The 23,285-nt window shown below is 66.2% G+C and carries 19 protein-coding genes; 6 read left to right on the top strand and 13 right to left on the bottom strand.

What is annotated here, in order from left to right:
• Positions 1-72: 72 nt before the first annotated feature.
• The 7 genes from QFZ30_RS02895 to QFZ30_RS02865 form a co-directional block, all read right to left on the bottom strand.
• Positions 73-441: a Rieske (2Fe-2S) protein gene (locus QFZ30_RS02895; protein WP_307073302.1), complete on the bottom strand. Its 369-nt coding sequence runs from the start codon at positions 439-441 to the stop codon at positions 73-75.
• The gene (gene nirB, locus QFZ30_RS02890; RefSeq protein ID WP_307073300.1) at positions 438-2,990 is read right to left on the bottom strand and encodes a nitrite reductase large subunit NirB; all 2,553 of its coding nucleotides are present in this window, start codon (positions 2,988-2,990) and stop codon (positions 438-440) included. The genes QFZ30_RS02895 and nirB overlap by 4 nt, the downstream gene beginning before the upstream one ends.
• Positions 2,990-3,337, bottom strand: a complete 348-nt coding sequence (locus QFZ30_RS02885; protein ID WP_307073298.1) for a molybdopterin oxidoreductase — start codon at positions 3,335-3,337, stop codon at positions 2,990-2,992. Before QFZ30_RS02885 ends, nirB begins: the two co-directional genes overlap by 1 nt.
• A gap of 138 nt (positions 3,338-3,475) precedes the next feature.
• Positions 3,476-5,134: an ABC-F family ATP-binding cassette domain-containing protein gene (locus tag QFZ30_RS02880; RefSeq protein WP_307073296.1), complete on the bottom strand. Its 1,659-nt coding sequence runs from the start codon at positions 5,132-5,134 to the stop codon at positions 3,476-3,478.
• A gap of 298 nt (positions 5,135-5,432) precedes the next feature.
• The gene (locus tag QFZ30_RS02875) at positions 5,433-6,308 is read right to left on the bottom strand and encodes a metal ABC transporter permease (RefSeq protein ID WP_307073294.1); all 876 of its coding nucleotides are present in this window, start codon (positions 6,306-6,308) and stop codon (positions 5,433-5,435) included.
• Between the two features lie 3 nt (positions 6,309-6,311).
• The gene (locus QFZ30_RS02870) at positions 6,312-7,109 is read right to left on the bottom strand and encodes a metal ABC transporter ATP-binding protein (RefSeq protein ID WP_307073292.1); all 798 of its coding nucleotides are present in this window, start codon (positions 7,107-7,109) and stop codon (positions 6,312-6,314) included.
• Positions 7,106-8,095, bottom strand: coding sequence for a metal ABC transporter substrate-binding protein (locus QFZ30_RS02865; RefSeq protein ID WP_307073290.1), 990 nt, complete (start codon positions 8,093-8,095; stop codon positions 7,106-7,108). The genes QFZ30_RS02870 and QFZ30_RS02865 overlap by 4 nt, the downstream gene beginning before the upstream one ends.
• A 165-nt stretch (positions 8,096-8,260) precedes the next feature.
• Here QFZ30_RS02865 and QFZ30_RS02860 point away from each other — a divergent pair, with 165 nt between their 5' ends.
• The 4 genes from QFZ30_RS02860 to QFZ30_RS02845 all read left to right on the top strand — a co-directional run bounded on the left by QFZ30_RS02860 (position 8,261) and on the right by QFZ30_RS02845 (position 12,587).
• Positions 8,261-9,022 carry a CPBP family intramembrane glutamic endopeptidase gene (locus tag QFZ30_RS02860; protein ID WP_307073288.1) on the top strand — a complete coding sequence of 254 codons (762 nt, stop codon included), beginning with the start codon at positions 8,261-8,263 and terminating at the stop codon, positions 9,020-9,022.
• A gap of 410 nt (positions 9,023-9,432) precedes the next feature.
• A complete protein-coding gene (locus QFZ30_RS02855; protein WP_307073286.1) occupies positions 9,433-10,386 on the top strand; it encodes a 1,4-dihydroxy-2-naphthoyl-CoA synthase in 954 nt (317 codons plus the stop codon).
• 12 nt (positions 10,387-10,398) lie between these two features.
• Positions 10,399-11,619, top strand: a complete 1,221-nt coding sequence (locus QFZ30_RS02850; protein WP_307073284.1) for an AMP-binding protein — start codon at positions 10,399-10,401, stop codon at positions 11,617-11,619.
• Positions 11,620-11,705: 86 nt separating this feature from the next.
• Positions 11,706-12,587: a 1,4-dihydroxy-2-naphthoate polyprenyltransferase gene (locus tag QFZ30_RS02845; RefSeq protein ID WP_307073282.1), complete on the top strand. Its 882-nt coding sequence runs from the start codon at positions 11,706-11,708 to the stop codon at positions 12,585-12,587.
• Here QFZ30_RS02845 and QFZ30_RS02840 read toward each other — a convergent pair.
• The gene (locus QFZ30_RS02840) at positions 12,584-12,952 is read right to left on the bottom strand and encodes a DUF4229 domain-containing protein (RefSeq protein ID WP_307073281.1); all 369 of its coding nucleotides are present in this window, start codon (positions 12,950-12,952) and stop codon (positions 12,584-12,586) included. The two genes, QFZ30_RS02845 and QFZ30_RS02840, sit on opposite strands and share 4 nt — an antisense overlap.
• Positions 12,953-13,013: 61 nt before the next feature.
• Between QFZ30_RS02840 and QFZ30_RS02835 the strand changes: the two genes are divergently transcribed.
• On the top strand, positions 13,014-13,505 hold the full coding sequence (locus QFZ30_RS02835; protein ID WP_307073278.1) for a PLD nuclease N-terminal domain-containing protein: 492 nt from the start codon (positions 13,014-13,016) through the stop codon (positions 13,503-13,505).
• Positions 13,506-13,510: 5 nt separating this feature from the next.
• Positions 13,511-14,152, top strand: a complete 642-nt coding sequence (locus tag QFZ30_RS02830; protein WP_307073277.1) for a hypothetical protein — start codon at positions 13,511-13,513, stop codon at positions 14,150-14,152.
• Here the strand turns inward: QFZ30_RS02830 and QFZ30_RS02825 are convergent.
• The 5 genes from QFZ30_RS02825 to QFZ30_RS02805 all read right to left on the bottom strand — a co-directional run bounded on the left by QFZ30_RS02825 (position 14,149) and on the right by QFZ30_RS02805 (position 23,163).
• Positions 14,149-15,633, bottom strand: a complete 1,485-nt coding sequence (locus tag QFZ30_RS02825; RefSeq protein WP_307073275.1) for a dynamin family protein — start codon at positions 15,631-15,633, stop codon at positions 14,149-14,151. The genes QFZ30_RS02830 and QFZ30_RS02825 overlap by 4 nt on opposite strands.
• On the bottom strand, positions 15,630-17,486 hold the full coding sequence (locus tag QFZ30_RS02820) for a dynamin family protein (RefSeq protein ID WP_307073273.1): 1,857 nt from the start codon (positions 17,484-17,486) through the stop codon (positions 15,630-15,632). Before QFZ30_RS02820 ends, QFZ30_RS02825 begins: the two co-directional genes overlap by 4 nt.
• Before the next feature lie 198 nt (positions 17,487-17,684).
• Positions 17,685-18,689, bottom strand: a complete 1,005-nt coding sequence (locus tag QFZ30_RS02815; protein WP_307073271.1) for an IniB N-terminal domain-containing protein — start codon at positions 18,687-18,689, stop codon at positions 17,685-17,687.
• A 164-nt stretch (positions 18,690-18,853) separates the two neighbouring features.
• Complete coding sequence (locus QFZ30_RS02810; RefSeq protein ID WP_373462805.1) at positions 18,854-20,905, bottom strand: LuxR C-terminal-related transcriptional regulator; 2,052 nt, start codon at positions 20,903-20,905, stop codon at positions 18,854-18,856.
• A gap of 137 nt (positions 20,906-21,042) precedes the next feature.
• On the bottom strand, positions 21,043-23,163 hold the full coding sequence (locus tag QFZ30_RS02805) for an Hsp70 family protein (protein WP_373462804.1): 2,121 nt from the start codon (positions 23,161-23,163) through the stop codon (positions 21,043-21,045).
• Between the last annotated feature and the right edge of the window lie 122 nt (positions 23,164-23,285).

The raw sequence follows: 23,285 nt of genomic DNA, 5'->3' as shown, positions 1-23,285 counted from the left end.
AACTCCTGCGCAGCCGAAGGTTAGCGCGGCTGGTCCATCCTACAAGATCCTGCGTGGCGTGCGTGACGGGGGCTACACCTGACCGGTCCGCAGGACGATGTTCCGCTCCTGGTCCGAAGTCACGTGATAGCTGCGCAGCGGCTCGGCACCCGTGCTGGAACATCCCGTCCTGAGGTCAAAGGCATGCTGGTGCAGGGGGCACAGGACTACCTGCTGGTCGATGGTGCCATCCGCTATGGGGCCGCCCCGGTGGGGGCAGACGGCGGACACTGCGCGCAGGGAGCCGTCCCTCAGCCGGAAGACGGCCACCTGCTCCCCGCCCACGCCAAACGCCCTTCCCTCCCCCAGCGGAATCTGTTCCACGGGGCCAAGGACGTGGACGGCACTGGTTCCCGGTCCGCCGTCGTACCCGATTCCTGAGCCGGGCGAATCCGTGCTCATCGGACTGGCACCTGCGGCAGGACCGTCAGGGGAAGTGACGTTCGGAACTGGCCGGGAGTAAGCTGATCATCGCGTTCACTCCAAGGGTCCACGTAATCATCCACGGAGGCCTGCATGGCGGCGTCCAGGCTCTCAGCCAGGTCCTCCGAGTCCTCAACGATTACCGCGCGGAGGTGCTCGATGCCCACCCTGGGAACAAAGGCGTAGGTCCGTTCCAACCAGTTGGCGCGTTCGCGGTAATACTGCATAAAACGGCCGGTCAGCAGCTTGACGGCTTCCGGGTTGTCCACGGTGGCCAGCAGGTCTCCCTTGCGGATGTGGGCACCGGCGGCGCCGCCCACATAGATCTCCCAGCGGCCTCCTTCCACTGCCACCACACCCACATCCTTGACCAGCGACTCCGCACAGTTCCGCGGGCAGCCGGAAACAGCCAGCTTCAGCTTCGCCGGGGATTCGATCCCCTGGAAGCGGGACTCGATGTCGATGCCCAGCTTGGTGGAGTCCCCTGTGCCGTACCGGCAGAAGTCCTGGCCCACACAGGTCTTAACCGTGCGGAAGCTCTTGCCGTAGGCGTAGCCGGACGGCATGTCCAAGTCCGCCCAGACCTGCGGCAGATCCTCCTTGGGGATGCCCAGCAGGTCGATCCGCTGTCCGCCGGTGAGCTTGATCATGGGTACGTTGTGCTTCTCAGCCACGTCCGCGATGCGGCGCAGCTGCTGAACCGACGTCACGCCGCCCTTCATCTGCGGCACCACGGAAAAGGTGCCGTCACGCTGGATGTTGGCGTGCACACGGTCGTTGATGAACCGGGCATCGCGCTCATCGATGTACTGGTCCGCGAGCATCATCTTCAACAGCGAGGCCAGGCCCATTTTCGATTTCGCGTCCTCGGCGCTGCCGGGCGCCAACGCCGTGAATACTTGGGACACCGACCGCAGGCCCTGCTTCCGGATGGCTGCCATCAGGGACGGTTTGTCCAACGGAATGCCTGGTACGTAGTAGCTGGCGGCCGGGTCCTCCTCCACCGCGCCGTCCGCTGCCCACTCCACCACCTGTTTGACCAGGAGCTTGCAGGAACCGCAGCCCTTGCCCGCCCGGGTGGCGTCCATGGCGCCGCCAACCGTGTTGCAGCCGTCCTTGACCACATCCACCAGGGCTTTCTTGCTGACGCCGTTGCAGTTGCAGACCTGGGCATCGTCATCCAGCTCGGCGACGCCCACGTCCTCCCCCGGAGTGCCGAGATCGAACATGAGCCCGATCCGCTCCTCGGGCAGCGGCAAACCCCGGTCATACGCCTGGGTCAGGTACGCCACCTTGCGGCTGTCGCCAAGGAGCGTGGCACCCACCATCTTGTTGTCCCGGACCACGATGGACTTGAAGACCCCGCGGCTGGGCTCGGAGAAGACGATGTGTTCGTCGGTATCGAGCTCCGGGCCGTGCAGGCCCATCGATGCGACCTCCACGCCCGCCACCTTGAGTTTGGTGGCCGTCCGCGAGCCCAGGTAGGCCGACGACGTATCCGCGCCGGTCACGTGGTTGGCAAGCACCACCGCCTGCTCCCACAGCGGCGCCACCAGCCCGTACACCTCGCCCCGGTGCTGGACGCACTCCCCCACGGCATAGATGTCCTCTTCGTCCTGGACCCGCAGCCTGTCGTCAACCACAATGGCGCGCTCCACGGGCAGGCCGCTGAGCACCGCAACGTCAACGTTTGGCCGGATACCGGCAGCCACCACCACCATGTCGCAGGCGATGTCCGGCTTGTCCCGCAGGCTGACTCCGCTGACCCTGTCCGTGCCAAGGACAGCTGTAGTACGGCTGCCTGTATGCACCCGGATGCCCAGCGCTTCCACGCTGCGGCGAAGGACGGCACCGCCGTCGGGCCCCATCTGGGCGCTCATGAGGTGCCCGCCGGAATGCACCACCTCCACTTCGATGCCATGGCTCTGCAAGCCGTAGGCAGCCTCCAGTCCCAGCAGGCCGCCACCGATCACCACGACCCGGCGGTGGTGCTCCTGCTGGGCATGCTGGACCATTTTGCGTGTGTCGTCGATGGTGCGGAAACCGAAGACGCCGGGCTTGATCGAGCCGCCGGGGGTGTAGAGCCCGTCCATTGGCGGCAGGTGGGAACGGCTGCCCGTGGCGATGATGAGGACGTCGTAAGGTGTTGCCCTGCCGTCGTCGGAATAGACGTACTTGGTGAACCTGTCGATCCGGTCTACCCGGACGCCCGCATGCAGGGTGATGTTGTTTTCCCGGTACCAGGAGAGGGCATTAAGGAAGATGTCCGCATCGCTCTCCTCCCCGGAGAGCACATGGCTGAGCATGATCCGGTTGTAGTTCCCGTACGGCTCGTCCCCGAACATGGTGATGCTGAACTGCTCCGCGCCGCCCCGGGCCAGGATCTCCTCCACCGCCCGGGCGCCGGCCATCCCGTTGCCGATCACCACCAGGCGCCGCCGCGCAGCAGGGCCGCCCGTCCTGGATTGAGGCCCGGCCTGGGGCTTGGCCTGGGGCTTGGCCTGGGGCCTTTCCACAACACCGGTCATCAGTGTTCCACCATGCCCAGGTCCACCACCACGGATCCCCCAAGACCATCCGGGGCAGCAAGATAGAGCTCGATCACCGAGCCGCCGTCGATGTCCTCCACCACCCGGAGCGGCACATGGACATCGCTCTTGGCGCCGATGGGGAAATAGCGCATTGGCACGCCGTTCCGCATCAGCACCACGGTGATCAGCTCCGCGCTGGAGTTGCCGCCCCGGAAATAGAGTGTCTGGTTGATCACCCCGTCCGGCACGTAGTGCAAAAGCTCGCTGTGGATGGGGACAGGTTTATCCAGGCCGGCTCCCGCGAACGGGTAGATGCCCTGCAGGAAAAGGTTCTTGGTGATCACGGTCAGATCCTTTCGGCCGGCGGGAAGACTGGCATGGCCCCATCTTCCGCCGCCGATGTTTCCGCCAGCCGGTCCCTGCGTAAAGATCCCTTAACGCAAACCTCACCGTTTCCAGCCCTGGCCTCAAGCCCACCGATCTCAGGCTCCCGTGAGCGCGCCGTTCTCCATCGAGTACCTGACCCAGCGTCCGACGTCGTCCGTCCTCGCTTTGTCGCTCGCCCGCGCGCACCTCGCGAACCACTCGCGCAGCGCGCGGTCGTGGCTGACCATGACCACCGTCCCGGCGAAACCGGCGAGCGCCTCCTCGAGCTGCTCCACCAGGACCGGCGCCAGGTGGTTGGTGGGCTCATCAACGATCAGGGTGCCGTAGCCGCCCAGCAGGAGCCGGGCCAGGGCAAGCCGGCGCTGCTGGCCCGCGGACAGACCTCCCACCGGAACATGGAACTCGCTGGTGCGGAAGAGTCCCAGACGCAGGAGCGCCTCAGCGTGCTCGTCGATGTTGCCGCCCAGGCCCGCGGCGAACGCGGGGAGCAGGCGGAGACTGGGCCGCTGCGGCAGTTCCAGTTCCTGCTGCAGGTAGCCGACCCGCGCTGGCCTGGTCACGCTCCCCTGCTCCGGCTCCAGTGTGCCGGCGAGCACGGAGAGCAGCGTGGACTTGCCCGCACCGTTAGGCCCTGTGATCAGGATCTTCTCCCCGGCATCGGCGCGGAAATCCGTCGGCCCCAGGCGCCCCGGAACCACCACGCCACAGGCCTCCAGGACGGGGGCGACGGGCCCGGAGTCCACGGCGAGCTCCGCGGCGAGCCGCAACGGCACCGGGGGCCGGTCGACAGGGCTGGCCTCGAGCCGGCGCAGGCGTTCCTGAGCGTTGCGGACCTTGCTGCTGGCCGCCTTCTGCCACGTGCCGGCCTTGAAATCGAAGCCCATCTTGTCCCCGTCCCGTTGGCGGGCGTACCCCATTTTTCCCGCCACGGTGCCTGCCTGGAGCTTTTCAGCAGCCATCGCATCCAGCCAGGCCTGGTACTCCTGGACCCAGCGACGGCGTTCGGCGGCCTTCTCCCGAAGGTAGCCCTCGTAACCACTGCCGTAGCGGGTGACGGTGCGGCGCTCGGCATCAACCTCGATCACGGTACTGGCGACCTTCCGCAGGAGCACGCGGTCATGGGAGACCACCACCACGGTGCCTCGGTGGGCGGCGAGCCGGTCCTCCAGCCAAGCGGTTCCGCGGGCATCCAGGTGGTTGGTGGGTTCGTCCAGCAGCAGGATGTCCGCGGGATCAGCCAGGACGCAGGCCAGTGCCACGCGTTCCTGTTCCCCGCCGGAGAGCGAGCCCAGCATGCGGCTGCGGTCCAGCCCGCCCAGGCCCAGCCGGTCCAGCGCGGCCTCCACCCGGGACTCCGCCGCGTACCCTTCACGCAGCTGGTACTCGGTCTGCAGCCTGCCGTAGGCTTCGAGCTCTTCGGCTTCAGCGTCCGCCAGGCCGGTTTCCAGCCGGTCAAGCTCCGCCTCGATGGCGCGCAGCGATGCCAGTGAGGCGTCGACGGCGGCCCCCACGGTGAAAGACTCCGGCAGTCCATGGGCCTGCGCCAGGTAGCCCACACGGCCATGACTGGCGACGGTGCCGTCATTCGGTGACTCAAGGCCGGCCATGATCCGGAGCAGCGTGGATTTGCCAGCGCCGTTTTCGCCCACGATGGCCACATGTTCGCCGGAGGTGATGACCAGGCTGATACTGTCCAGCAGCTGGCGGTCGCCGTAGCCGTGGGAAACGCCCGAAAGGTTCAGGTGTTCAGTCATGGGAAGTCCTTGAATAATCCGCAGTGTGGCCGCCGGAGCTGAACCTGCAGGTTCAAAGGGTGCTCAACGGGGCCCTGGCATCGGTGGGACAGCCCAGGGTAACCGGGGGCTGCTGCTTAGGACTTCATCGCTCCAGACTGCCTGCCAGGCGCCGCGACGTCAAGCCGGCAGCCGCCGTCGTCGTACTTCCCTCTCTACCCAACCCCGGCCCCAGGCGCGAACTGGCACGTAATGCCCGCAAAATACGGATTTGAAGGCGATACGTGCCTGTTCGCGAGGGGGGAGGTCGTACAGGGAGCTAAATGGCGAGAGCCGTTGCCTTCTTCCGGCGGGCCTTCGCCAGCCGAGTGCCAATCAGCCCCTGCCGGGGGCTGAAGAGATAGACGACGGCGAACACCGCACCCTGGGTGAGCACCACCATGGCCCCTGAGGCGGTGTCCAGGTAATAGCTGAGGTAGATGCCGGCGATGGAGCAGACAGCGGAGATGGCGGGGGCGATCACCAGCATGCGGGAGAAGCGGTCAGTCAGCAGGTACGCCGTGGCGCCGGGGATGATCAGCATGGCTACCACCAGCACCACGCCCACGGTCTGCAGCGCCACCACCGATGTCAGGGCCAGCAGCCCCAGGAGCAGCGCGCCCAGCCGTTTCGGGGAGAGCCCGATGGCGTGCGCGTGCGTGGGGTCAAACGCGTAGAGGGTGAGGTCGCGGCGCTTCAGGATGAGGATGGCGAAGGCCACCACGCCCAGCACCAGCACCTGGATGAGGTCCGGAATGCTGACGCCCAGGAGGTTGCCGAAGATGATGTGGTTGAGGTCTGTCTGGCTTGGCGTGACCGAGATCAGCACCAGGCCCAGGGCAAAAAGCGAGGAGAACACAATGCCGATGGCGGCGTCCTCCTTCACCCGGCTGGTATTGCGGACCACCCCGATCAGCGTCACGGCGATCAGGGCGAACACCAGAGCGCCCAGCGCAAACGGGGCGCCCACGATGTAGGCCAGCACCACGCCGGGCAGCACGGCGTGCGAGACGGCGTCGCCCATCAGGGACCAGCCGATCAGCACAAGCCAGCAGCTCAGCACCGCGCACACGATAGCAGCGAGCGCGGTGGTCACGATGGCACGCACCATGAAGTCGTAGCTCAGCGGTTCGAGCAGCATTTCCAGCAGGTCCATGGTTCAGCCCCTGCTCTCGGCGCGGGCGTGCCCGGTGCGCTGGTGCTTCGCGGCCTTCTCCTCCGGGAGGTCCCGGTTCAGGACGTCCAGGCCAAATGCCATGGCCAGGTTTTCCGGCTGAAGTACCACCTCCGGGGCGCCGTGCATCAGCACCCGGCGCATCAGCAGCACGGCTTCGTCGCACAGCTGCGGAAGGGCATGGAGGTCGTGGGTGGAGATCAGGATGGTGCAGCCGTCAGACGCGAGTTCGCGCAGCAGTCTGGTGATGGTGGCCTCGGAGCGTTTATCCACTCCCGCAAAGGGTTCGTCGAGGAGCATCATGGTGGCGCCCTGGGCAATCCCGCGGGCCACAAAGGCGCGCTTCTTCTGCCCGCCGGAGAGCTGCCCGATCTGGCGGCCTGCATACTCCCCTAGTTCCACCCGGTCCAGCGCTTCCTCGACGGCGGCGCGGTCAGCCTTGGACGGCCGGCGGGTAAACCCCTGGTGTCCGTAGCGGCCCATCATGACCACGTCGCGGACGGACAGCGGGAACTGCCAGTCAACGTCCTCACTCTGCGGCACGTAACCGATGCCGCCTTCCTTGCGGGCCTTGGACGGTGACGCTCCGCCGATCAGTACGCGGCCGGCGTCGGGCTTGATCATTCCCATGATCACCTTGAAGAGGGTGGACTTTCCGGAACCGTTCATGCCGATCAGCCCGCAGATCCGGGCCGCATCCAGGGTGAGGGATGCGGAATCAAGCGCCAGGACCTCGCCGTAGTGGACGGTGACGTTCTCCACGAGGATGGCCGGCCCGTTCACGGACTTGCCTTCGCTGAGGCGCCGGCCAGGGCTTTGGTGATGACGTCGGCGTCGTGCCGGATCAGGTCCAGGTAGGTGGGAACCGGCCCGTCCGCTTCGGAGAGAGAGTCAACGTAGAGGGTGCCGCCGAACTTGGCCCCCGTGGCCCCCACCACCTGCTGCATGGGGGCATCGGACACAGTGGATTCGCAGAAGACTGCGGGGACTTTATTGGCCTTGACGTACTCGATGGCGCGGGTGATCTGCTGCGGCGTAGCCTGCTGTTCGGCGTTGACTGCCCAGATGTACACCTCGCGCAGGCCGGCGTCGCGGGCGAGGTAGGAGAAGGCGCCCTCGCACGTCACCAGCGCGCGCTGCGGCTCCGGCACACCCGCCAGGCGGGTTTTCATCTCGTCCTGCACAGCCTGCAGCTCCGCCTTGTAGGCGTCACCGTTGGACCGGAACACCTCGGCGTTGTCCGGGTCCAGCTCGGAAAAGGCCTTCACCATGTTGTCAACGTAAATCTGCACGTTCACCGGCGACATCCATGCATGCGGGTTGGGCTTGCCCTGGTAGGAGTCCTCGCTGATGTCCATCACCTGCACGCCGTCGCTCACCACGGCATGCGGCACGTCCAGGCCCTCGACGAACTGCCCGAACCACGCTTCCAGGTTCAGCCCGTTGTCCAGGATGAGGTCAGCCTTGGATGCCTTGCGGATATCCCCGGGGGTGGGTTCGTAGCCGTGGATTTCGGCGCCTGCTTTGGTGATGGACTCCACGGTGAGCTTGTCCCCCGCGACGTTCCGGGCGACGTCGGCCAGCACCGTGAAGGTGGTGAGAACCACCGGCTTTTCGTTGCCTCCGTTTCCTGAGGCATCGCCTCCACAGGCGGTCAAGGACAGGGTCAAAAGGACGACGACGGCGGCACCGGCAGCGCGGCAGGCCGCCGATCCCCGGGCAAAAGTTCGGGCGGCTACTTTGGCGCACCGAAACAGAAAGTTAGGCATACCGAATATTCTACGGGACGCCGAAGTTGAACTGCAACGTGACGGTCGGGTCCCACGGCCTCCGCCCTTCCACCCCCCGGCCCAACTAGCTCGCATTTGACGTCGCCATTCGCGGTTTTCACGACGTTATCTGCGAGCTAGTTGGGGGGAAGCTAGGCTGAGAACATGGCCACCACGCACCGAAGACCACCCGCTCCGCGGCCCGAGTTCTACCGGTTTTCCGCCCTCGATTTCACCACCGTGGGCCTCTACGTGGCCGTAGCGGCGTTCTTTGCCGTGGCCGGCGAACTGCTCCTGCCCCTCCTGCAGCAGCTCGCCCCGAGTCCTGCCGCGGCGTCCTACGGCGTGAACCTGGTCTTTTACGGCTGCTTAGGGGCGCTGGCCCTTTTTGCCGCGCGCCGTGTGGTGGCCAGGGACCTCCGCGTGCTCGCCACCCGCCCGTGGTTCACCCTGTTCATGGTGCCTGCCGCCGTTGTGGCCATGCTGATCCTCACCGCCATCGTGGTGGCGGCCGCCGGCGGAGTGCAGACGTCCGCCAACCAAGCAGGTCTCCAGGCCCTCATGCAGCAGGTTCCGGCCTGGCTCATGGTCCCGCTGCTGGTGATGGTGGGCCCGTTTGTGGAGGAGTACATCTTCCGCCACCTGCTGATCGGCAAGCTCAGCCGCCGGATCAACATCTGGCTGTGCTGTGCCCTGTCCGTAGTGCTGTTTGCCAGCATGCACATTGCGGGCCAGGAGGCGATCACCCTCACGGCGCTGCTGCCCTACCTGGCCATGGGCGCCACACTGGTTCTTGTGTACGTGTGGACCGGGAGGAACCTGATGTTCGCCTATTTTGTGCACGCCGCCAAGAACCTGCTCGCCGTGGTGTTCATCTATGCCATCCCGCCGGAGGTGTTCGAGCAGTTGCAGCAGGTCCAGCCCTAGCGGCTTACGCTGGGCTAGGAGGAGAGGGACAGCCCGCGGAGCGTGATGCTGTGGGTGCCGCGGGTCCGGCCCGTGATGTAGACCTTCACGCCGTCCGCTCACCGCCGTGGCGTAGAGCGGACTGCGCTCGGAATACATGCCGTCCGGCAGCTGGTCGATCCCCTCGGCCAGCCACTGCCCGATGCGCCCAAGATTTCCTTGTTCCGGCACGGTCCCCAGGGGGTCGGCACACTGAACGCGTCCTCCCGCCGTCGAGATGGCAATCGCGGCAATCCGGGGCTTGGACCCTGCCGCAGACGTGCCATCCCGCGCGACCCCTCTCCAGCGGCAGGGCCTGCACTCCTGGCAGCGACGGCCGGTCCGAGGGGAGCGAGTTCTGCATCAGCTGGGCCAATTACTAGACTTGCAAAGTGAGCAACCAACTTCCCGACAAGGTGTCCGACGTTTTTGACCCGACCCGCTGGCGAACTGTGTCCGGTTTCGACGACTTCCAGGACATGACGTATCACCGCCAGGTGGAGCGGGACACGGACGGCAATCCGGTGCGGGACCTGCCCACGGTACGGATCGCCTTCAACCGGCCGGAGGTCAGGAACGCCTTCCGTCCCGGCACCGTGGACGAGCTCTACCGCGCCATGGACCATGCCCGGATGACCCCGGACGTAGCCACGGTCCTGCTCACCGGCAACGGCCCCTCCCCCAAGGACGGCGGGCATTCGTTCTGCTCCGGCGGGGACCAGCGGATCCGCGGCAGGGACGGCTACCGCTATGCCGATGGCGACACCAAGGAGACCATCGACCCCGCCCGCGCGGGCAGGCTCCACATCCTGGAAGTCCAGCGGCTCATGCGGACCATGCCCAAGGTGGTCATCGCCGTCGTGAACGGCTGGGCGGCGGGCGGCGGCCACTCGCTGCACGTGGTCTCCGACCTCACCATCGCCTCCCGCCAGCACGGCAAGTTCAAGCAGACCGACGCCACCGTGGGCAGTTTCGACGCCGGTTACGGTTCGGCGCTTCTGGCCCGCCAGATCGGGCAGAAAGCGGCCCGGGAGATCTTCTTCCTGGCCCGCGAATACTCCGCCGAGGACATGGTCCGGATGGGCGCCGTCAACGAGGCCGTGGACCACGAACGGCTTGAGGAGGTGGCCCTGGAATACGCCGCGGACATCGCACGCCAGTCCCCGCAGGCCATCCGAATGCTGAAGTTTGCCTTCAACCTGGCCGACGACGGACTGGCCGGCCAGCAGGTCTTCGCCGGCGAAGCCACCCGCCTGGCATACATGACGGACGAGGCCGTGGAGGGCAAGGAAGCGTTCCTGGAAAAGCGCGACCCCGACTGGTCCCGCTTCCCGCACTACTTCTAAGGCAGGACTTCCATGAATATCGGACCCATGAACATCGGACCCGTCGACATCGACCCTGCGCTCAAGGCGCTGGCGGCCGCCCTCCACGGGGAGGGTCCCGCCGTCGAACTTTCCGTTGGACCGGATGGCGACCTGGTGGTGGGGCACGTTGAGACCCCCGGCTGCGACGACGCCGTGGCGGTGGTCCGCACCTCCGGATCCACCGGCACGCCCAAAGCGACCATCCTGACAGTCGAGGCCCTGGCGGCTTCGTCCATGGCCACGGCGCTGGCGCTCAAGGGAGAAGGCCAGTGGCTCCTGGCGCTGCCCGTTCAGTATGTGGCCGGAGTGCAGGTCCTGGTGCGATCGCTGTTTGCCGGCACCCGGCCCTGGGTCATGGACATGTCCCGCGGCTTCACCCAGGAGGCCTTCACCGCCGCCGCGCTGGAGCTGACGGACAAAATACGGTTCACGTCGCTGGTGCCCACGCAACTGCAGCGGCTGCTGGACTCACCGACGTCCGAGACCCTGGCCGCACTCCGCCGCTTCAACGGCATCCTCCTGGGTGGCGCCCCGGCTTCCAACGAACTGCTGGACACGGCCCGCGACGCCGGGGTCCGCGTCATCACCACCTACGGCTCGGCGGAGACCTGCGGCGGCTGCGTCTACGACGGCCTGCCGCTGGAGGGCGTGGAGGTCCGCGTCGCAGAGGACGGCCGCATACTGCTGGGCGGCGACACGGTTTCCGCCGGTTACCTCGACCAGCCGGACCAGACCACGGCAACGTTCTTCGAGGAAGACGGCGTCCGCTGGTACCGCAGCAGCGATCTGGGCACCCTTGACGCTGACGGCCGGCTTACCGTACTGGGCAGGGCCGACGACGTCATCATCACCGGCGGCGTCAAAGTGTCCGCCGCGCACGTGCAGGCAGAGCTGGAAAAGTCCGACGGCGTGCTGGCGGCTTTTGTGGCCGGCGTGCCGTCCGCAGAATGGGGCCAGGCGGTGGCGGCGTATGTGGCGCTGGACGGCGACGGCGCATCCGCGAGTCCTGACTCTGCCAGCGCCACGGACGCCGCCTCCGGCTCCGGAGCCGGGGACCACGCCGTCGTCCTTGAACAGGAATGGCACCGAACGCTGGGACTCGTCGCGCCGAAAACCGTGCTGGCCGCCCCGGCGCTGCTGATGTTGCCGAACGGCAAGCCGGACCGCCTCTCGATGACGGAGCGGCTCAACGCCCTGCATCAGGGAAAGTAGAGTAGTCCTGCACCGGCAGCGATATCGCGGCAGGTGCACCATCACTGATTCACCGTTCTCCCCCGACCCAACACGAGGTACTGACCGTGGCCACAGCCGCACAATGGATCCAAGGCGCCCGCCTCCGCACTTTGCCGGCGGCGATCGCGCCGGTGTTGATCGGCACCGCGGCGGCCTACGAAATGGATTCCTTCCGCCCCGTCAATGCCGTGCTGGCCGCCCTCGTGGCGCTGCTCCTGCAGATCGGCGTGAACTACGCCAACGACTATTCGGACGGCGTCCGCGGCACGGATGAGGACCGCGTGGGACCGCTGCGCCTGGTGGGTTCCGGCGCGGCCCGCCCGGAACACGTCAAGTATGCTGCCTTCGGTGCTTTCACGGCGGCTATGCTCTTCGGCCTGGCGCTGGTGGTCATCACCCAGAGCTGGTGGCTGATCCTGGTGGGGCTGGGCTGCGTCATGGCTGCCTGGGGCTACACCGGCGGTAAGAACCCCTACGGCTACATGGGCCTGGGCGACGTTTTTGTGTTTGTGTTCTTTGGCCTGGTGGCCACCCTGGGCACCACCTACACGCAGGCCGGGCAGATCAACCTCGCGTCCATCATCGGCGCCATTGGCACGGGACTCATTGCCTGCGCACTGCTGATGGCAAACAACGTCCGGGACATCCCCACGGACATCCAGGCCGGGAAAAAGACCCTGGCAGTCCGGCTGGGAGACAAGCACGCCCGCGAAAGCTATGTGCTGATGCTCGCCGTGGCCATCGCGCTGGTAGTGATCCTGGCCCCCGGACGCCCGTGGATGCTGATCGTCCTGCTGCTCATCCCCGCCTGCCTGATGCCGGCGTGGCTCATGATCAACGGCCGCAAGCGCAAAAGCCTCATCCCCGTGCTCAGGCAGACAGGCCTGATCAACCTCGGCTACAGCCTGTTGTTCTCACTGGGACTTGTGCTCAGCCACGGCTTCTAGCTGTTTTTGCCTGGGGCGGCACTGCCCTTCGCATCAGTACCCCCGGCGTCACTGCTCCTGGCGTCACTGCTCTTGGCGTCGGTGCGGATGGTGATGTCCGGGTTGGCGTCAAGGAGGGTGTCCTCGGCCTGAGCGTCCTCCACCTCGCCGGCGGTGCGCAGCGGCTTGGACTTGCCGGAAAACCGGCGCTGGATGGCCGCGGTGGCCTCGTCCCGCTGCTTCTGGAAGAACAGGTAGCTGACCGCGAAGGCGATCAGGCCGGCGCAGATGACCGACATGAGCGCCCCCAGCCCCAGGACATCGAACAGCACAAAGAGCGGCGCGAAGAGCGCCAGCCGGATCAGGGAATATTTCAGAAAAGCCACTATCCAAGTTTAGCCGCCCTCCCTGAATCGCCCGCCGCCTGCGGACGATAGACTTAATGCCATGCTCTTCCGTGTGGTTCTCGCCGTCGCAGTACTCGCCATTTATGTGTATGGCCTGGTGGACGTGATCCGCACTGACGGACGCCTGACCAGGGGCATTTCCAAACCCGCGTGGATTGTCGTAGTAATTGTCCTGCCGCTGATAGGCACCATCCTGTGGCTCCTGATCGGCCGTCCGCGCGGTACGCCGCCGGTCCGGCAGAATTACAGCCATCCAACTTCTCCGGATGATGATCCGGACTTTCTCCGGAACCTGGAACTCCGACGCCGGAACCTGGCCGAATCTGCACGCCTTAAGAAGCTCAAGGATGAGCTGGAAGCCAAGGCAACGACGGCCGAAGGCACCGGCTCGACCACCACCGGAGCAGGGAGTTCGGGCCCTGCCGGAACCAGGGGTTCTACCGGGAAGGGCAGCGGCACGGGTGCTGATGAAGCCGCGGGCGATGCCAGCAGTGGTGATGCGGACACGCACGACACCGACGATCGGAAGTAAGCCACATGGCTCAACAACCGGACGGAGAGCAGCGACTACGGACCACACGGTCCTCAGAGCCCGCGCCCCCGTCAGGTGAGCCGCCTGCTTCACCCACCCGGCCCGGCCCGCCGCCTCGGCCCGGGATTTCCTATTCCGGGCCAGCGCCCATCGTGGTCATCCCGCCGCTGCCGCGTGCGGTCCGCCTTGCCAGATCGCTCTGGCTGCTGAGCTTTGCTGCGGGCCTGGCCGTGCTGGTCACCTCGTTCGTGTCCCGGGACGCACACCTGGAGCGCCTGCGAACGGTGGTGGATGAGATGGCTCCTGGCGGTGAGGCAGCTGCCCTCACCACCTCCACGGCCATCGTCTTCTGGGGCAGCGTCATCACTATGCTGCTGGTCGTCCTCCTTGAGGCAGCAGCCCTGGGTATTGTCATGGGCCTGCAGGGCTGGGCGCGTTGGCTGATGATTCCGCTGCTGCTTGGCCATGCGTTTGCCACCTGGGTTGCTGCCGCGTTCCTGATGCCGGCAGGTGACTCAGGCAGCTACGTGGCGCTGCTGTGGGGAGCCCAGCTGCTGTTTGCCTTCGCCGGCCTGATACAGCTCTTTGTGCCTGCAAGCGGAGCGTGGTTCCGCTCACGGCAGCGGGTAGCGCGAAAGGGGGCCTAGTGGTTGACCTGCAGGCCTGCGCACTCAGCGAGGACCCCTTCGCAGCTGCGGATGACCACGCGGCACGCGTCCATTCCTGAGCGGTCGGTCAGCGGGCTTTCAGCCACCAGCCGCCAGCGGTTCAAGCGCTGCCGTACCTCCGAGCTGACCTCGTTGGGGGCAGCGTCCGGCTCCAGCCCCAGCCGAAGGTGCGGGGCCATTCCCCAGCCGCCAATCAGCCTCTCCGCCTCGTCCGCCAGTTCATGGTTGAGTGATACCCCCGTTGTGCGCAGGGTAGCCAGCAGCCGCAGTTCCCGGAACTCGTGGGCATTGGCATGGACGCGCTCCAAAGCCGCCGCCAGCTGCCCGGAACCATCCCGCGGTGAAGCCCGCAGCAGGGTTTCCACGCCAACCAGCGCAGTGCGGGCCTTCAGGGCCTCAGCACGGGCATGGAACTGGACGGCCACCATTTCCAGCAGCGCATCCAGCCCGCTGCGGCGGGCCAGTTCGTGCGCAAGCGGGGTGGGTTCCGCGAAGCCGTTTCTGATGAGCACCACGCCCAGCCGGATCCCGAACAGCCCGAAGCGCCCCAGCAGCGCGGCCCGGGCGTCCGTGCTCAGCCCCTCCGGGACGGCGGCCCGAAGAAACCTGTCCACCGAAATGAGCAACCGTTCCCGGGCCGGGCGGTCCATTCCGGCCAGGAGGGCCAGCGACTCATAGTCGGACTGCCGCATGCTGCGGGCACTCTGCGCCAGCAGCCCCGCCACCGGGACCACCCCCAATGCCAGCTTTCGCAGGCTGTGGTCCCGGCGGTACCTCTCGGCGATGTCCGCGGCGGAGATCAGCGAGTCGATCCGGCCCGCTCCGATCTCATCCGCCCGGGACAGCACCGCCAAGGCGTTGACGGTGCCGGACCGTGCCGCCGCCGTGTCCTTGAAGGACTCCAGGAACCGGAGATCAGAGGCATGCATGTGCCGCATCAGGTAGATCACGGCGTCGGCCTGGGAGGGCGTATCCGCCGGTGTGAGGAAGGTGACGGACCGGGCGGATACGTCCTCGGACAGCGAGGCGATCCCGGGAGTGTCGATCAGGGTCACATCCCGGAGGTTCTCCGACGGCCAATCGACCACCAGCCGTTCCACGTCCTCCGCGCGGGCACGGCCAAGGACGAACACCAGGCGGCCATCCACGCGTTTGAGAGGCAGGGTGCGCGGTTCACCCTCCACCGGGTACAGCATGATGCGGGGTGAATGCCCGTAGCGGTACCAGGTCACGATCCGGGTGCATTCACCGGTGTCCGTGGGGGCGATCTCCTCCCCGATGATGGCGTTGAGCAGGGTTGATTTTCCCGCTTTCACCATCCCGGCCACAGCGATCCGCAGGGGTTCAGCCAGCCTCCGGGCGTACCCTTCCAAGGCAGCCACTGCAGCGGGATCATCCCTGTAGACGGCAAGGGCGTCCCTGACAAGGTCCGCCACTCCGGTGCTGATTGACGCGCTCATCCGGCAGCCGTCACCGCCGATGGGGCTGAGTTGGCCCCCGCCGCTTCGCCGCCGAGGGCCAGGGCGGCTCGGTGCAGGCCGTCCACCCGTTTGAGCTCAGCCCTGATTTCCCGGATGCGCCTGTCCTTTTCAAGCGTGTAGGTGGTGGCGGCCTTCTGGGCTGCTGCCACGGAATCCGCGAGCGAGCGGTGGTGCTCTTCCGCGATCCCGGTGAAGTGGTCCCGCGTGGACCGCTGGACCAGCCGCAGCCTGTCCTTGAGCTGCTTTCCCACCTGGAAGACAACATCGTCCAGCTGGCGTCGGACCAGGGCCTTGGCTTCAGTCTGCCGGCGCTTAAGCCGTGCTTCCTTGTCTTCCCGGTAGGCCTTGCGCCCCAGCAGCAGCCCGGCTCCCACGGAGAAGGGGTTGATAAGGGCCATGCCGAAGATCCCTGTCAACAGGCCAAACATCAGCACGCCGCCATAAGAACCGCGCATACCGATCAGAACCTTCTGGATGGGATTGAGATGCCCGTCGTCCAGCCCGGGCATATCGTCCACCGGATCCAGCGTGTCCCCTGTGTCGGAAACATGAAGTACCGGCAGGGCCACTTCGTCTTCGGAAAAGTGTTCGGCCACCTGTGCAGCCAACCATTGCGCCCGTTCGCTGGTCCAGACGAACGTGTCCGAGATCGCGGCTGCGGCACACTCTTCCAGCCAGGCGGTGAACTGCGGCCAGGTGGGGCCCGGATCACCCCGGTCGATGGCAGTCTCCGCCTCGCGCTGGATCCTCCGCAGGCGGTCCCGCAGGTCATAGTCCATGTCCGGAATCAGGTCGCTGATGCCGTCATTGAGCGTTATTTGCCACCGGGCTGAACGTTTCCGCAGGTCATCCGCCTGCAACTTGGCCGCCTCTAGCCCGGCGATCATCTGCGGAGTTCCTTCCGGGTCCTCCAGCGCCCCCAGTTCCGACTGCAGGGACAAGCGCAGATTATCCGTCACGGAGAGCAGGTCCTGGCTGACGGAGCGCCGTTGGATCCGTTCTGCCTTCCCTACGATCTCGTTCCGGAGATGGGCGATCAGGCCGGGGAAACCCGATTCCGCATTCAGCTCGGCGTCCTGCAGGCGCGTGGCTTCCAGGCGGAGATCCGCGGAGACCGGGAACAGCGGAATGTCAGGTGCCACCTGGGTAAGGTGGCCGCGATCCAGTTCAGCCACCCTGCGCCAGTCCGGATACAGATCAGTCTTGGACAGGACGCCCACCACGCTCGGCGTGATGCGCATTGCCTGCCGCAGGAACCGTACTTCGGGTTCTGTGTATTCCTGCGAGGCATCGGAAACGAGGATCATGGCGTCTGCGGAGGGCAGCGCTGTCAGGGTGGTCAGGGTATGCGATGAGCCCAGCCCGCCGACGCCCGGCGAGTCAACCACCGTCAGCCCTCCGGACAGCACCCTTCGGGGCAGGAACACCTCTGCTGCCACCAGTTTCTTGGCGTTGCCGGGATTGCCCCGTTCGGAAACGTACGCCGCCAGATCCGCAATATTGACCAGTTGGCGTTCCAGCCCGGCTTCGTCGCCGGGTTCCGCATCCGCTCTTGGCAGCAGGACAGACGCCGACGCCGATTCACCCTGGCGGATGACGGTTGGCACCGAGGTGGCGATGTCGTCGTCGACAGGGCACACCGGCGCGTTGACCAAGGCGTTGATGAGCTTGCTCTTGCCTTGCTTGAATTCACCCACAACGATCACGCGGATGCTCGGATCCGTCAGACGGCGAAGTGTCTGGTCCAGGCGCTGGCGGAGGTCGGCACGGTCGCCTGCACCCACCAGTTCGATGCCCTGCTCCACCAGTTTGACCAGTTCCGCAGCTTTCATGTGCGATCCGGGAGGCACCAGACTGACCGGTCCCGCCGAACGTGCTGTTGTTCTTGCCAGACCCCCCGGTCCTTGTGTTTCGGCCACGGCCTGTCCTCTGCCTCAAGTCTCGGAATGGAACGTGGGGTAAACCGTGAAGTGCCTGGCAGGAGGTTTTCGGCCTCCTGCCAGGGCGCTGCCGGGTACCCGGATCTGCAGTTAGAACACTGTCGACTCGTCGATCTCGGTGTTGGCTTCCAGCTCGCTGTCTTCCACATTGACGGACTTGTCCTCGTTAAATGATTCCTCTACCTCAACGTCCACCGGGTTGAACGATTCCTTAATGTCCACCTCGGTGATCTCCGTCTCCGGATTGTCTTTGAAGGACTCCTCAAACTCGACCTTGGTGGTCTCCGTCTCCGAATTGTCATTGAAGAACTCCTCAATGGCAACCTCGGTGCTCTGATCGTTGAAGGAATCGTCAACCTCAACCTTGGTGGTTTCCGAGTCATCGTTGAAAGATTTCTCGATCTCCACGGAGTTATCCGAGTTATCGGTGTTGCCCACGTTCTCCAGCTCGGCGTCAATATCAACCGAGTTGTCCGTATTGAAGGAGTCGTCAGCAACAACGTCAATCTCGACGTTGCCTACCGAGGCGTCACGGCCTGCGTTAATCGAGTTGTCCTCGGAGTTGTCCGTGTTGTAGGAATCTTCGACGTTGAAGGAATCCTCAACCTTGAAGTCGTCACCGGCAGCCATCGCTTGGTCACCGGAGGCGATGATGGCGTCGTTGTCGAAGAACTGCTTGACATCGCCGTCGGCCCAGACGTTCTGGTTGATGGACTGGTCGGTGACGGTATCGCGGTCATCCACCGTTGACGTGTACGAGTAGTTGTTCACCACGTGGTGCAGCTGCTGTACGGCGTGGGAATGATCGTCGTGGTGCCCGCCGCCGCCATTTCCACCCCCTCCGCCGCCGTTGTAGCCAGTCCAGGCGCTGTTGCCGCCGGTGTTGTACTCCCGGTCAAACGAGGAGGCGTTGACAGTGATGGGCGCGTAGTCCAGGACAACAGGCATTACGGCGTCTACATCCGCGGCGGAGACTTTGCCCAGACCAGCATCTTCCAGGGCCCGCTCCGGATCGTTCAGAAAGTTCTGGGCGGTTGCGGGGTTGTTGAAAAGACTCATCAGGAACTGGACGAGCTGGTTTGCGAGTGTAGGCATCGGATGGTCCTCAAATCTTTTCTGAATTGCGGATCGCCAGGCGTCGTTGCCGGGCCTAAATCAAACGTACGGTCTCACCCAAAGACCGGGCATCGGGTCCCAACCCCCTACTGGGCGGCCCCCGCTAGGGGATTGCGTGTCCGTGCGTTAGGGGCACTACGGACTCACTCCGGCGGCCGCAAGTCTGTCCCCAACGCCAGCCGCAGCCGCACCAGCAGATCGGAGCGGTTTTCCGCACCCAGACGGCGGCGCATCCGGGCAATGTGGTGCTCCGCCGTACGGGGCGAGATGTACATCGCTTCCCCGATTTCGCGGTAGGTCTTGCCCTCAAGCACCAGGCGGGCCACTTCCTTTTCGCGTTCGCTGAGCCCCGAAGCATCCGGCGGCAGAGGTTTGTTGTGGTCCGCCCCGGCAGCATGGCGGACTTCGACTGCTTCGGCGGCGGCCGTCCCGACGGTACTCCCCTGCGGGTGGAGATCCCGGGCACAGGCGAGCAGACGCATCATGTCTTTGCGTTCATCTGCCCGGCCCGCCGCGTGCCCGACCAGCCGTGCGCCTTCCCAGGGCAGCCCCACGGCATCCAACGCGCGGGCGGCCGACTCCACGTCGTCCGCCAGGAACTGGCCGGCAAGGACGGAAACCCACGCCTTGCCGGCGGCGGCAAGCACCGACGCAAGATGGCTGTGCTCTGCTGCCCGCACCAGGGCGGCAGCATGGGGGGACAGGTCAGCCGGGCTCTCGTTCAACAGGGCTGCCTGGACTGCTGCCCAATGAAAGGGCACAGCCCACAGCGGCGGTCCGCCAAGCTTCGCCAGCAGCTTCCATGCCTCATCCAGGTAATGCGCTACGCGACGCGTCTCCCGCAGCCGCGCGGCACTGATCATCAGTTCCCCCCACGGCAGCAGGCTGTACAGGTCCACCGAGGTATGCAGCATGGCTTCGCGGGCACGTTCCCACGCCACTACCAGGGCATGGACTTCGCCGCTTCGCCGGGCGAGTCCGACTTCCAATGCCGAACACAGGAATTCGTCACGCGGAACCAGCGGCCACGGGTTGGCTTTCGACGCCTCGTTGATGGCAAGGCGCGCTTCCTCGGGATTGTCCTGCTGCATGGCAGACCAGGCCTGGAGCAGGAAGAGCCTGGGCTTGACAGCATCCCCGCCCTGGCCGGCAGCCAGCGCAGAACGGATGATGGTGTCCGCAAGGTGGGGTTCAGCGCTGTGCAGCGCCACCAATGCGGCCAGGGACCCCGGAGTGTCCGGAAGCGGGAGTGCGGTCCCCGAGGCGTTCAGCATGTCGGACGCGTGGATCAGCACCGGCAGCCCTTGGTCCGGATCGCTCGCCAGGGTCTCAAGGATGCCCTTGCCCGTCTGGACCTGCGCCACGGCCAGGAGCGTTGGCGACCCTGGGGAAGACTCGCTTTGGAACATAGCCTCGGCTCCGGCCCGGTTGCCGCAGCCGATCATGGCCACTGCGGCGAAGGGTGCGGACGGCCCCACCCTCTCCGGACCCAGCCAGGTATAAACGTCAGCGCTGCGGTCCAGCATCCCGCGCTGCGCCCAGACGGCCGCAGCGACGTCCACGCCCAGCCGGAGGTCCGGCGGATCCGGGGAAACGAGCAACCCGTCGATGATGCGGCCTGCAGAGTCCAGGTCCCCGATTGCGGCAGCAGCCTGCGCACGACGCGCGGCCGTGGCAAGCTCATCGGCACCGGCGAGGAGTGCCTCCCCGTAGAGCTGGTAGGCCAGCCCCGGGTCATGCTCGAGCGTCTTGTCGGCAGCTTTTTCCAGTTCCGCGGCAACCCGGGGATCGGCGAGGCCGCTCCGCGCCAACTGGCGGGCGAAGTCGCCCATCGGCCAGCCTTGTGCAGCGAAGATGCCCACCAATTCCCGTTGCAGCGCATGGACCCTGGCCGTGGGCGTCATCGTCAGGAGGGCCTGCTGCACAGGCCCCACCACGGTCCCGCCCGGCAGCAGGAGGCCCGACGACTCCGCCCGGGCCACCAACGCGTCGAGGCTCTCCACGCCGCAGCCGTCCACCCTGCGTTCCAACTCCACGGGCAGCGGGCCGGGCAACATGAAGCCAACGGATAGAGCGAGCAAGAGCTCCCGGACGGCGGCATCTTCCCCGCGAAGTTGCTGCGCCACAGAGTAGGCGATGCCGGGCGCCAGCGGTTCCGTATGCGGGTCCGCCTGAGGCGTACCCGGCTGCAACACTCCGTCCGCTACTTCAGGGGTCTGCGCTGCTTTAGCCAGCGCCGCTTCTGAGGCTGGGCGCGATGCTGTAGGCCGTTCTTCCGTTTCCCGGCCAACGAGGTGTGCCCTGGTTGCCGGCGTATGCTGCCCCGGCATCCTCACGCCGCCGGCTCGGTGGGCGCAGGTGGATCAGTGGTTGGCGCCGGATCGGCGGGCGGAGGTTCCGTCGTCGGATCGGGCACCGGTTCCACGAACGGCTCGGTCGTCGGATCGGGCACCGGCGCAGGCGGCTCATTCGTCGGATCAGGCACCGGCGCAGGCGGCTCATTCGTCGGATCAGGCACCGGCGCAGGCGGCTCAGTCGTCGGATCAGGCACCGGCGCAGGCGGCTCAGTCGTCGGATCAGGCACCGGCGCAGGCGGCTCAGTCGTCGGATCAGGCACCGGCTCCACGGGCGGTTCCGTCGTCGGATCGGGCACCGGCTCCACGGGCGGTTCCGTCGTCGGATCAGGCACCGGCTCCACGGGCGGTTCCGTCGTCGGATAAGGCACCGGCGCAGGCGGCTCCGTCGTCGGATCAGGCACCGGCTCCATGAGCGGCTCCGTCGTCGGATCCGTGGGATCCGGATCAATTGCCGGCGTCCCCGTGGGTGATTCCGCGGGCGAACCGCTGGCGTGCGTTGGATCGCTCGAAGCAGCGCCAGTACCTTCCGACGTCGAGCCGGACGCCGCCCCGCCGTTTAACGGAGCCTCCCCAATACCCGCTGCGCTGGCGGGCTGGTCGCTTGCCTTTTCGGCGCTGGCCTCGACGCCCGCTAGTGGGACCTGTGTCCCACCGCCAACCCCTGCCACAGCGGCGCCCGCGCCACCCGCCGCACCACCTCCAGCATCCGAAAGGACGGACCCGGTGCCCGCCGCACCTGCTTCCGGCGGGACGAAGATCGCGGTGAGGCTGCCGAGCCCGTCGGGACTTTGGGCTGCGGTGGCGGTGAGGGCGGTGAAAAGCGCAGCCACTGCAGCCACCGCGGTAGCGCGCACCACCGGCCGCGGCGCGTGCGCGCCGGCCTTCGCCCCTGTGAAGCGGGCCGAGCCTTGCCGGGCAACGGTGCCCGCGACAGCGCCGGTGACAGACACAGGGACCAAGGCGGACCCGGATTTCCGGGACCAGCTCGCGCGCTGGCTTGCACTGTGTGGTTGGAGGGCGCTGTGTGGTTGGACGGCACTGGTAACGGACCTGGCCGCCTCCACTTCGGCGGCCGGCAGTGCACGTAAAGCGGCCGCGGCGGCGCCAAGGCAGATGGACGATTTGGGATCTGCGTCCACCGCGATGGGCCGGTCAAACTGTTCCGAAATCAGCTGCGCCACGAACGGGATGCGGGAAGACCCGCCGATCAGCAGCACGGCGCTCAGGTCGCGCGCGTCGAGCCCAAGATCCTGGAGGGAGCATTCCAGGGCATCCACTGTCTCGCGGATGGGCTCCTCGATCATCGCCTCGAATTCCGAACGGACCAGCCGCACCTGCTTCTGGACTCCCGGCAGGAAGACGGAGATGCTTGCCTCGGTGTCCGAGGAGAGGGCTTCTTTGACCTCCACACATTCACGCCGCAACCGGGACAGAGCCGCAAGGGCACCCGGAGCCGCCAAATCCAGGCCGGTGAGGGCCTCCCCCGTATGCTCGGTAACATGCCGGAAGACGGCGGCATCAAAGTCGGCGCCACCCAGTCCCTCAATGCCGTCCGGCCGTCCCAGGAGCTCGAAGCTGCTGGAGTCAGCCTTCCTCAGCACGGCAGTGTCAAAAGTGCCGCCCCCCAGGTCGTAGACGGCGATGGTGCTGCCGTCCTCCACCCGAACCTGGGAGGCGTAGTGCAGTGCTGCCGCTTCCGGTTCACTGATCAGGGTGACCTTCTGGAGGCCCCTCCTGGCCAGCGCCTTGAGGATCAGGGCCGTTCGGTGCCCTCCCCAGGATGCGGGATGGGACAGGATGATGTCCGACGGCGGCGCTCCCTCGCGCTCTTCCGCCCGGTCCACCACCCAGCGAGCCACGGTGGCGAAGACATCCTCGGCCGGCAGGGACAAAGTACCCACAACAATCGGAACAGCATCGCCCACCCGGCGTTTAAATTCGCGGACCACACGTTCGGGGGAATCGAGGCCACGGCGCTCGGCCGCCTCCCCCACCAGGATGGGGCCCTCTTCGGGGTAATACACCACAGACGGCACCGCCGTTCCGCGGAGCCCCAAGGGGAGGCTCTCCGGAACAGGCTGGGCATTCTGATTCATTCGGACAAGAGCGGCGGCCGTGAAACTGGTCCCTACATCAATGGCGAGGACATAGCTCATAGGTACCTCGGAAAACGCAACGAGTCGCCTGCGAGCTGCATCACGGGCGAACTTCATCCAAG

Source organism: Arthrobacter pascens (assembly GCF_030815585.1).
Classification (GTDB): domain Bacteria; phylum Actinomycetota; class Actinomycetes; order Actinomycetales; family Micrococcaceae; genus Arthrobacter; species Arthrobacter pascens_A.
The sequence above is the reverse complement of the archived record's forward strand: the minus strand, read 5'-3'. Positions and strand labels throughout refer to the sequence as shown.

What these genes read in the sequence shown, in the direction of transcription:
- QFZ30_RS02850 (WP_307073284.1), top strand. Translation starts at nt 10,399, where the DNA reads ATGAATATCGGACCCATGAACATCGGACCCGTCGACATCGACCCTGCG.
- QFZ30_RS02860 (WP_307073288.1), top strand. Translation starts at nt 8,261, where the DNA reads ATGGCCACCACGCACCGAAGACCACCCGCTCCGCGGCCCGAGTTCTAC.
- QFZ30_RS02835 (WP_307073278.1), top strand. Translation starts at nt 13,014, where the DNA reads ATGCTCTTCCGTGTGGTTCTCGCCGTCGCAGTACTCGCCATTTATGTG.
- QFZ30_RS02805 (WP_373462804.1), bottom strand. Translation starts at nt 23,163, where the DNA reads ATGAATCAGAATGCCCAGCCTGTTCCGGAGAGCCTCCCCTTGGGGCTC.
- QFZ30_RS02865 (WP_307073290.1), bottom strand. Translation starts at nt 8,095, where the DNA reads ATGCCTAACTTTCTGTTTCGGTGCGCCAAAGTAGCCGCCCGAACTTTT.
- QFZ30_RS02820 (WP_307073273.1), bottom strand. Translation starts at nt 17,486, where the DNA reads ATGAAAGCTGCGGAACTGGTCAAACTGGTGGAGCAGGGCATCGAACTG.
- nirB (WP_307073300.1), bottom strand. Translation starts at nt 2,990, where the DNA reads ATGACCGGTGTTGTGGAAAGGCCCCAGGCCAAGCCCCAGGCCAAGCCC.
- QFZ30_RS02895 (WP_307073302.1), bottom strand. Translation starts at nt 441, where the DNA reads ATGAGCACGGATTCGCCCGGCTCAGGAATCGGGTACGACGGCGGACCG.
- QFZ30_RS02875 (WP_307073294.1), bottom strand. Translation starts at nt 6,308, where the DNA reads ATGGACCTGCTGGAAATGCTGCTCGAACCGCTGAGCTACGACTTCATG.
- QFZ30_RS02880 (WP_307073296.1), bottom strand. Translation starts at nt 5,134, where the DNA reads ATGACTGAACACCTGAACCTTTCGGGCGTTTCCCACGGCTACGGCGAC.
- QFZ30_RS02815 (WP_307073271.1), bottom strand. Translation starts at nt 18,689, where the DNA reads ATGCCTACACTCGCAAACCAGCTCGTCCAGTTCCTGATGAGTCTTTTC.
- QFZ30_RS02830 (WP_307073277.1), top strand. Translation starts at nt 13,511, where the DNA reads ATGGCTCAACAACCGGACGGAGAGCAGCGACTACGGACCACACGGTCC.
- QFZ30_RS02825 (WP_307073275.1), bottom strand. Translation starts at nt 15,633, where the DNA reads ATGAGCGCGTCAATCAGCACCGGAGTGGCGGACCTTGTCAGGGACGCC.